This is a genomic window from Luteibacter sp. (assembly GCF_051958795.1).
Lineage (GTDB): Bacteria > Pseudomonadota > Gammaproteobacteria > Xanthomonadales > Rhodanobacteraceae > Luteibacter.
Genome location: NZ_JBQCFT010000176.1, coordinates 1 through 7999, shown reverse-complemented (window position 1 = coordinate 7999; position 7999 = coordinate 1). Strand labels below are relative to the sequence as shown.

The window sequence follows — 7999 nt, the reverse complement described above, 5'->3', positions numbered from 1 at the left end:
GTTGGGCCTGGCTCTCGCGGCTCATCCCAATGATGTCGAACAGGCGCTTCGAGAGTTCGAACATGCCATGTTCGTTCGCAGCGCGAAGTCGGCCGGGCAGGGTGTCGGGTTCTACGAGATCCTTGCTAGTGAGGATCCCGCTCGGGGGTTGATCGGGATGTTGGATGAGGGGGTAGCGGCCAGTTGATCCCCGTAACGCGCCCGGAGCGTGGTCCGGCACCGATGATTGCGGGCCCGGTGGCGCTGTGATATTCACCCGTGCCAGGGAAGTGAATACCAACGACGGTGCAGGGGACGGAATCAATGACGAATCCATGGCGGCCCGCGATGATCGCAGGCCTGATCGCTGCAGTAGGGACAGTCGCCGCACAACCCGCGAAAACCGACGACCCTAACCGGCAGAAGTACCAGATCACGGTGCACACCGACTCGGCACAATCGCAAGCGGACGAGAAGGAAGTGATCGACGCGGTCGTGGATATCCGCAACGGCAAGATCCAGCAAGCGATCGACGGACCACTCACCGATGTCGTTACTCGCTATGAAAAGGCGTACGGCAAGAGCGACGACACCGTTTACTCGGCGCGAGGCACCATGCAGGGATTGATGTACATGACCGAGGCCGCCACGAAGCACGCCGCCGGCGCCTCAGGTAAACCCTCAGGCGTCGCCATCGATGTAGGTCCAGCATGGGCCATGGCCTATTGGGGTCGAGGCTACGGTTACAGCGAGATGAACCGCTTCCCGGATGCCGAGGTGGAACTGAAGAAGGCCATCGCCCTGTCGCCACGGGACGCGCAATACCTGTCCGAACTGGCTTACGTCTATCAGACGGAGCACCGCTTCGCGGAGTCGCTGGCATTGTACGAACAGGTCCCCGAGTTCCTCGAACTCATGGACGGCTGGGACGAAGCAACCAAGACAGAATTCCGCTGCAAGTCCTTCCGTGGCCAGGGCTACGACCTGGTCGAACTGCATCGGCTTGATGAGGCGGAGAAGGCTTACAAGTCGTGTCTCGCCCTGATTCCCAATGAGCCGAAGTCGTTGGGCGAGTTGGAATACATCGAGGGCGTGCGGGCGAAGGGGCACTGAGAGCTCCACGAATCCAAGGGGGAATGGCAATTTGAATATGTCTCAAGGCCAGCAGAGCGCTGCCGGATCAATGGTGGACCTGGTAGCGGCCCGCATCGGCAATGGACGCGCTGTCCATCCAGAGACGGCGATAGCGTGCACCGCCCGGATTGCAGGAAGCCTCCTTCTGAGATCTTTCAGCCTCAAGTTGGAAGACTTCCCTCCGGGATCGGTACTGCTTTCCGAAGAGGCCAATGTGCAAGGTCCGCAGCTCATCGGCATCTTGGGTAGCGCCCTGCAGAGCAGGGGCGTAACACTCGACACGACCAAGCTCGGGGGTACGGACTCTCTGCGCGGTCAGACACCCAAATTTACGCTGATGGAGTCGTTGGATTTGCTGCAGGGCGACGCCCTGCGCATCGCTCGAGATTGTGGTCTCAGCCTCGCGGAAGCGGCACAAGCTGCAGCCGTCGCTACGGCATTCGTCGTTAGCGAGTGCGCACGGGACATTGGCGGCGAAGTAGGGTTCAACGTGGCGGTCTACAGTTTCATCGAAGGCTGCAAAACGGTGCCTCGATTGCTGAAATCGGATGCGTTGCCTACTAAGGACAAGAAACCTTGGTACAAACCTTGGTGATGCTTCTGATTTAGACATGGTCAGGACATGCTTCGCCATATCCGGATCCGGCCGCGGTGACGGCAGAGCACATTTCGAGAGGCCTTGTGCAAAATCAGGCGACCGGATGGCCAGCCTGGCCGTTCTCCGCTAGCATGCGCCGAGATTGGAAAGGCGCCGCATCATGGCGTCGAATGCGGATTCATGGATTGATGCAGGGGGGGCAAATGAACGACATTTCACTCGATCGCTTCGTAGAGGCCCAGGAGCGGCACTACGACAATGCAATACGTGAGTTACGGTCTGGCAAGAAGCAAACCCATTGGATGTGGTTTATCTTTCCACAGTTAAGGGGCTTGGGAGCGTCCGAAGAATCGCAATACTTCGGGGTCAACGGCAAGGATGAAGCCGAGGCTTACATCAATCATGACCTCTTAAGGGGTCGTCTAATTATTGCAACGGAAACGGTGCTGCAGCACGCAAACGTTCCGCTGCGCGAAATATTTCCCTTTCCGGACGACCTTAAATTCATTTCGTGCATGACTCTATTTGCCGTCGTCGCGAACAAAATCCCCTCGTTTGACCACGCCATTGCCAAATTTGGAAGCGGCCATCGTGACGTAAAGACCATCGAACTTCTGGAAGGAAAATAGCGATGTCGACATTCGAAACATTGACGCTCATCCTGCAAGCCTCAGCATCGATAGCGGCCCTTGCAACCCTGGTGTTTCTTTTTGTCCAGATGCGCGCCATGACGGGTCAGATCGCCGCCACGCAGGAGGCAACGCGTACGCAGGCCTCGCTTGCACTGGTATCGTTTCTGCAGTCGCAGGAGGTACGGGACGCGCGTGAGTGCGTACGAAGCAAATTATCCACGAAAGCGCACGATCAGTGGACTGAAGAAGAGTGTCGTCACGCGTCGCTCGTATGTTCGAATTACGATGTGCTTGCGTGCCTGATCCAGTCAAACGTGTCGCACGCCGAACTTTTCACGACGAATTGGGGCCCGAGCATTGTTCACTGTCACGAAGTACTTTCTCCATATATGACCTATATACGTGGACGAAAAGGCGGTGATCCAAGCTATTGGTCCAATTTCGATTGGCTGCGCGGAAAGGTAAAATCGCCTACGACGAACCCATGAGTTCTAAAGGAGGACGGAGGATGAGGGACAGGGTTGTATTCCTCACGGGCGCGGGGACCAGTGTCGAGAGCGGCTTGCCGACGTTTAGAGGATCAGACGGCCTCTGGGAGGGCCAAAGCCTCGAAGATGTCGCCTCACCCAGCGCCTGGGCGAAGAATCCCGCAGGCGTGCTTGCATTCTACGATGCGCGCCGGCGCGCTGTATTGGCCGCGCAGCCTAATGCCGCGCACGATGCAATCGCCGCCCTTGAAAATACTTGCGACGTTATCGTGATAACGCAGAATATTGATGACCTCCACGAGCGCGCAGGATCGACTAATGTCTTGCACATACACGGCGAAGTGCTCAAGGCACGAAGCACCGTCGATCCAAACCTTGTGTATCCACTTTCAAAACCGACAATCGAGATTGGCGACCTTTGCGAGAAGGGTAGTCAGTTGCGCCCTCACGTGGTGTTTTTCGAAGAGGAAGTCATTGCGCTGAAAGAGGCTCGCAAAGCGATGCGCTCAGCACACCGCGTGGTAGTTGTAGGCACATCATTGCAGGTATACCCGGCTGCCTCGCTCGTGTACGAAGCTCCTTCTGATGCTGATAGGTACTTCGTCTCTCCTGACAAACAAGGTGTGCCGAACGGATACATGTTGTTGCGAGGCAAGGCGACCGCTGAAGTTCCACGCTTGTTGCAGGAATGGCAATGAGTAAGTGCCAAGCCTGGCACAGAGCGGAGATGCTGCTTGAGCCCCCTGGCGTCACGTAAACGCCTGAGCACCGCCGCATCATCAATCCCAGAACGCCTGAACAATGCGGTCACCTGCACCCAGGACCAGGGTAAGGCGATTCGGGTCGCTGTCGAGCTTTCGGATGCCTTCGTTCTCCCGAACAACGCGTGTTCCTTGCGGAAGGTCTTCCTCGCGTACGGCATCTTTACTCGACGCGGAACCGCCCTTCGCCACATACGTCTTTCCCACACAGCTGGAGCAATCGATGCTGTGCTTGGACGCCTCGACATAGCCCGGAAGCTGCGTAAGCTTAAGGGTGTTGGCAGCGCCCCTTACCCGGATGCCCTTGTAAGGATGGCCGGGCTCGATGACGAAGATGGCTTCCATCGGCCCGTATTTGGTGACATTGGACGCATCGTCGGGTGCCCGCGCCACGAACATGAGGTCGAGCATGCCGTCGGCCGAGGGACCGCGGGAGATCGCCACCAGCTGGGGATCACTCCAGTTATCGGTACTGCTGAATCCCCGTGCCCGGACGATGTCGAGCTCCGGGGCATGGGTGCTACGGATGAGTTCGACACTCGTCACTTCCAGCAACGGACTCAGCGAGTCCGGACCTTCGCCCGACTGCGACGCCTCCGCGGGCTGTGCGCCGCTGGCATCTTGCGGCGGTGCGGCGGATTGAGCCGACGATGCCATGCTTACGCACCCGAACAGGACCAAGGCGCCCACAATGGCGGCGGCCAGGCGATTTTTGGCATTCATACCGCACTCCTCAAAGGCACGTCATGTTCGATGGTTCGCTCAAGATCGCTCAGCGCATCGAGGATGATGTCTGTAGGGACTGTCTCGATGAGATCGCAGAAGCGAGTGTGCGTGGTTGAAAAGCTACCGTTCTCGGTAAGCTTGTTGATGGGTGAGCCGCCGCCGCATACGGAAAAGTAAGCGCATTCCGCTTTGCAGGCTTCGACTCCCGCCGATATGTCACGCTGCATGGCACGCATGGAGGAGCTTTTGAGCATGTCTTCCAGCGAGTCATGGTGAACATTACCCACGATGAAGTTGTCGTAGTCGGCATGCTTCATCCCGAGCAGCTCCGGAGAGAAGCTCGACACATTGCCCTTGCAATCGACATTCACCATGCCGAACGGATTGACCTGCGCGTTCTCTACGCTCGCATTCGTCGGATCCATGATCCGCTCAAGCATGCTGTCGATTTCGCGCAGGAACCGTACGCTTTCGTCATGCCGGGATCGGTGCCAGAACCTGGTGAGGAATTCACTGAACTGGCTCCTGGCGGAACGTTCCGCGAGCAGGCTCGAGACGTGATCTCCTTCCGACTCCTCGACGTTGAAGCAAATGTCGGCGATGCCGTTTTCGACATAAAACGCGAGCATCCCCTCAGGGTCGGCGAGCGATGGGGCCGACAGGACGGATATGACATGGAACGGAACGTCCTCCGCTTGCAGGCAAGCTATGCCTGCGAGCGTTTTATCGAACGTGCCTCGCCCCTTCCTGTTAACTCGATTCGCGTCGTGTATCTCGCGTGGCCCGTCGATGCTTACACCAACGCCTACATCCCAGCGCCGGAATAGGGCGCACCATTCGGGAGTGATCAACGTGCCATTCGTCTGGAATGCGTGTCTTACGCGTATGCCCTGCGGGCGTAGCGCGTCGATGAGCTCTAAGGCCTCCTGGTACCAGGAGGCGGGGACGACCAAAGGCTCTCCGGCGTGCCAGATCACGGTCAGGTCCGGGAGCGACCACCCGGACGCAAACACCGCTTCAAAGGTAGCCCGCACGGTGTCGAGTGACATCCTCGCCGTACTGTCCCTGTCCGGCAGGTAGCAGTACCGGCAGGCGATATTGCAGAACGGCGTTGGCTGCACGACCACGGTGGTGATGCACGGCATCCGCTCAGCGACTGGCGCTTCGGGCAGGGGCATGGCGCTCATGGCTGCCGGCCTTACCAGTTGTGCCAGAAGTTATGCCAACCCCCGTTCCCCCAGTTATGCCAGCCATTGCCCCAGTTGTGCCAACCGTTACCCCAGTTCCGCCAGCCGCCATTACGCCAGCCTCCGTTACGCCAGCCAAACCCGCCGAAGTTCATCCAGGCGAGGATGAGCTTGGACGCCTTGGTGCCGGCTGGCTGGGTTTCGGTCAGATCCGTAGCGAGGGTCGATCGGATATAGGCAAGGCGATTGGCGACGTCACGCTCAACGGCTGCGTCTCCCGTGGCGGTCGTCGCCGGTCTCACAGCGGTGGCGTGCGCTGAGGCGAGGATGGTCGAAGCGCCAATCAACCCCGCGGGAAGGAGTAGGGCGAGCGCGCGGTTAGTACGGTTCCGGCTGTGCATGAGGCTGCCCTTATAGGTCGCGGAAATCGTCCCCAGGCTCGCGTCCACGACTGGACGCTGGAGTTCCGCTAACAACGCTACGCCTGTGCCGGGCAGCCGTCGACCCATAAAACGACTTAGAGCCTCTCATGATCGTTCGATTTGAAAAGCGGCTGCGAATTGGAAATGGGGCCGTGCTAGTGGCCGGAAACAGTCTTCGCGCCCCCGCTAAGAGGCGATTGAGTATTTCTACTGTGCCGGTCCACGAGTTTTGTCCGTAGCTTTCCGTGGCAGGAGATTCTGTGCTTCCGTTGGAACCCGGTATCCACATCACCAGAAGAAGGAATGTCATGTCGAAGCGACTGTTCGCCGAATTCTTTGGGACCTTCTGGCTCGTGCTTGGCGGCTGCGGAAGTGCAGTACTCGCCGCGGCGATCCCAACGCTGGGTATCGGCTTCCTGGGAGTCGCACTGGCCTTCGGGTTGACCGTGCTCACGATGGCGTATGCCGTGGGCTACAACTCTGGGGCGCACTTCAATCCGGCGGTGACCGTCGGCTGCTTCGCCGCCGGCCGATTCCCGGCGCGCGACGTGGTCCCGTACATCGTTGTCCAGGTGCTCGGCGGCATTGCGGCCGGCGGAGTGTTACTGATCATCGCCAGCGGTAAGCCAGGCTTTGACGTTGCGTTGGGTTTCGCCACCAACGGTTACGGTGAGCATTCACCGGGCGGATTCTCGCTCGGCGCAGCGGCGGTGACCGAGTTCGTGCTGACAGCCTTCTTTCTCATTGTGATCCTTGGCGTCACCCCTAAGCGCGCACCCGTCGGCTTTGCGCCGCTCGCCATCGGCATGGCGCTGACCCTGATCCATCTGATATCGATCCCCGTCACAAATACCTCGGTAAACCCCGCACGGAGTACCGGCGTAGCCGTGTTCCAGGGCGGATGGGCACTGAGCCAGCTATGGCTGTTCTGGGTGGTGCCGATGCTCGGAGGCATCGTGGGCGGGCTGGCCCATCGGGCGTTTCTGGAGCTGGCGCCCGAGCCGCGCGAGAACATTGAGGGTACAGAGGAGAGGCCGCGTTGAGCGAGCCTGGGGAAGTTGAGGGCGGATAGCAAGCTTGTCGCAACAGATCCATGCGCCAAGTCGCATTTACATGTAGGCGAAGCCCTACATGAATTAGCGGCGCACACCCACAGCATCCACGACCTAACATGGCGCGTACAACTAGGGAATTTAAGCCGCAAGGAGCACGCATGACAAAGTACGGCGCGGTTGCCACGCTTGCGGTTCTTTGCGCTAGTCAAGCGGTCATGCCGCAGACAGGTTCGGGGCAGGAGATCAATCTCAACCAAAGCCTCGTCCTGAACACGCAGCAGCAACAGACATTGGCAGTCCAGGCCATGCGCGGATCGGTCGAGGCTGCAACAAAGCTATTTCTGTTCTATGGCTTTGTCGCACTTAATCCTACTGAGGAGCATCGATGGGTGGTTGTCGGCGCTGAGAACGGGGACCCAGTGGCTCAGTACAATCTGTATAAGGATTTGGTCAACAGCGATGATGACCTGGATAAGTGGCGCGCTGAATTCTGGTTGCGAAAGTCAGCCGCAGCTGGCGATAGTCGTGCCAAGAGCGAGCTCGAGAATCTCGAGAAAGTACAACACGCAAAATAGTGCCTGCCGACAGATTGCCGCTTATTACGCCACGTGCAACTCCAAAGTCCGTGCGGCAAGCAGGCAGGAAGCCGCCAAAACGCTGTTTCGAGGATGCTCCATGACTCGCACGACCTGGCTTGCCACTCAGGCCGCTCTATTTCTGGTCGCTTTTGGACCGTTGTTGCCGTCGTTCGCAGCGCATGCCGACGAGGTACCCATTCGACTTTCTGCCGACCTCGATCTAACGGGCGCGCAGCAGTCGTCGCTTGCAATCCAAGCGATGAAGGGCTCGCCTGAAGCAGCACTCAAGCTCGCGACCTTCCACTTCATCGTGCGCGGTGATCGGGAGGCAAGCCTAAAGTGGTACACGATCGGCGCCGAGAACGGTGATCCAGCCTGCGCTCATAATCTCGCCGGGCTACTCATGGTAAGCAGCGATGAGCAAGAGCACGCGCGGGGC

The 7999-nt window shown here is 58.8% G+C and carries 11 protein-coding genes and 1 pseudogene; 9 read left to right on the top strand and 3 right to left on the bottom strand.

Going from position 1 to position 7999, the window contains the following annotated elements; genetic code table 11:
* From ACTHLF_RS09190 to ACTHLF_RS09165, 6 genes and pseudogenes are all read left to right on the top strand, one after another.
* Positions 1-187, top strand: a pseudogene (locus ACTHLF_RS09190) (hypothetical protein); the annotation flags it as partial.
* 140 nt (positions 188-327) lie between these two features.
* Positions 328-1092 carry a hypothetical protein gene (locus tag ACTHLF_RS09185; protein WP_440326783.1) on the top strand — a complete coding sequence of 255 codons (765 nt, stop codon included), beginning with the start codon at positions 328-330 and terminating at the stop codon, positions 1090-1092.
* A gap of 37 nt (positions 1093-1129) precedes the next feature.
* Positions 1130-1708 (top strand): hypothetical protein, encoded by a 579-nt coding sequence (locus ACTHLF_RS09180; RefSeq protein ID WP_440326781.1) that lies wholly within the window; start codon positions 1130-1132, stop codon positions 1706-1708.
* Between the two features lie 206 nt (positions 1709-1914).
* Positions 1915-2340: a DUF1810 domain-containing protein gene (locus ACTHLF_RS09175; RefSeq protein WP_440326780.1), complete on the top strand. Its 426-nt coding sequence runs from the start codon at positions 1915-1917 to the stop codon at positions 2338-2340.
* A gap of 2 nt (positions 2341-2342) precedes the next feature.
* Positions 2343-2831, top strand: a complete 489-nt coding sequence (locus tag ACTHLF_RS09170; protein ID WP_440326778.1) for a DUF4760 domain-containing protein — start codon at positions 2343-2345, stop codon at positions 2829-2831.
* The gene (locus ACTHLF_RS09165; RefSeq protein WP_440326777.1) at positions 2828-3529 is read left to right on the top strand and encodes an SIR2 family NAD-dependent protein deacylase; all 702 of its coding nucleotides are present in this window, start codon (positions 2828-2830) and stop codon (positions 3527-3529) included. The genes ACTHLF_RS09170 and ACTHLF_RS09165 overlap by 4 nt, the downstream gene beginning before the upstream one ends.
* Positions 3530-3610: 81 nt before the next feature.
* Here the strand turns inward: ACTHLF_RS09165 and ACTHLF_RS09160 are convergent, their stop codons facing one another.
* The 3 genes from ACTHLF_RS09160 to grrA are packed head-to-tail and all read right to left on the bottom strand — an operon-like array spanning position 3611 to position 5954.
* Entirely contained in the window at positions 3611-4315 is a 705-nt protein-coding gene (locus tag ACTHLF_RS09160; RefSeq protein ID WP_440326775.1) for a hypothetical protein, read from the bottom strand.
* Entirely contained in the window at positions 4312-5505 is a 1194-nt protein-coding gene (grrM, locus tag ACTHLF_RS09155; RefSeq protein WP_440326773.1) for a cyclophane-forming radical SAM/SPASM peptide maturase GrrM/OscB, read from the bottom strand. Before grrM ends, ACTHLF_RS09160 begins: the two co-directional genes overlap by 4 nt.
* 11 nt (positions 5506-5516) lie before the next feature.
* Positions 5517-5954 (bottom strand): GrrA/OscA1 family cyclophane-containing rSAM-modified RiPP, encoded by a 438-nt coding sequence (grrA, locus tag ACTHLF_RS09150; protein ID WP_440326771.1) that lies wholly within the window; start codon positions 5952-5954, stop codon positions 5517-5519.
* A gap of 281 nt (positions 5955-6235) precedes the next feature.
* Here grrA and aqpZ point away from each other — a divergent pair, with 281 nt between their 5' ends.
* The 3 genes from aqpZ to ACTHLF_RS09135 form a co-directional block, all read left to right on the top strand.
* Complete coding sequence (gene aqpZ / locus ACTHLF_RS09145; RefSeq protein ID WP_440326769.1) at positions 6236-6970, top strand: aquaporin Z; 735 nt, start codon at positions 6236-6238, stop codon at positions 6968-6970.
* Between the two features lie 170 nt (positions 6971-7140).
* Positions 7141-7557 (top strand): hypothetical protein, encoded by a 417-nt coding sequence (locus ACTHLF_RS09140; RefSeq protein ID WP_440326768.1) that lies wholly within the window; start codon positions 7141-7143, stop codon positions 7555-7557.
* A 100-nt stretch (positions 7558-7657) separates the two neighbouring features.
* Positions 7658-7999 (top strand): hypothetical protein (locus ACTHLF_RS09135; RefSeq protein WP_440326766.1); only part of this gene is annotated, 342 nt, incomplete at its 3' end.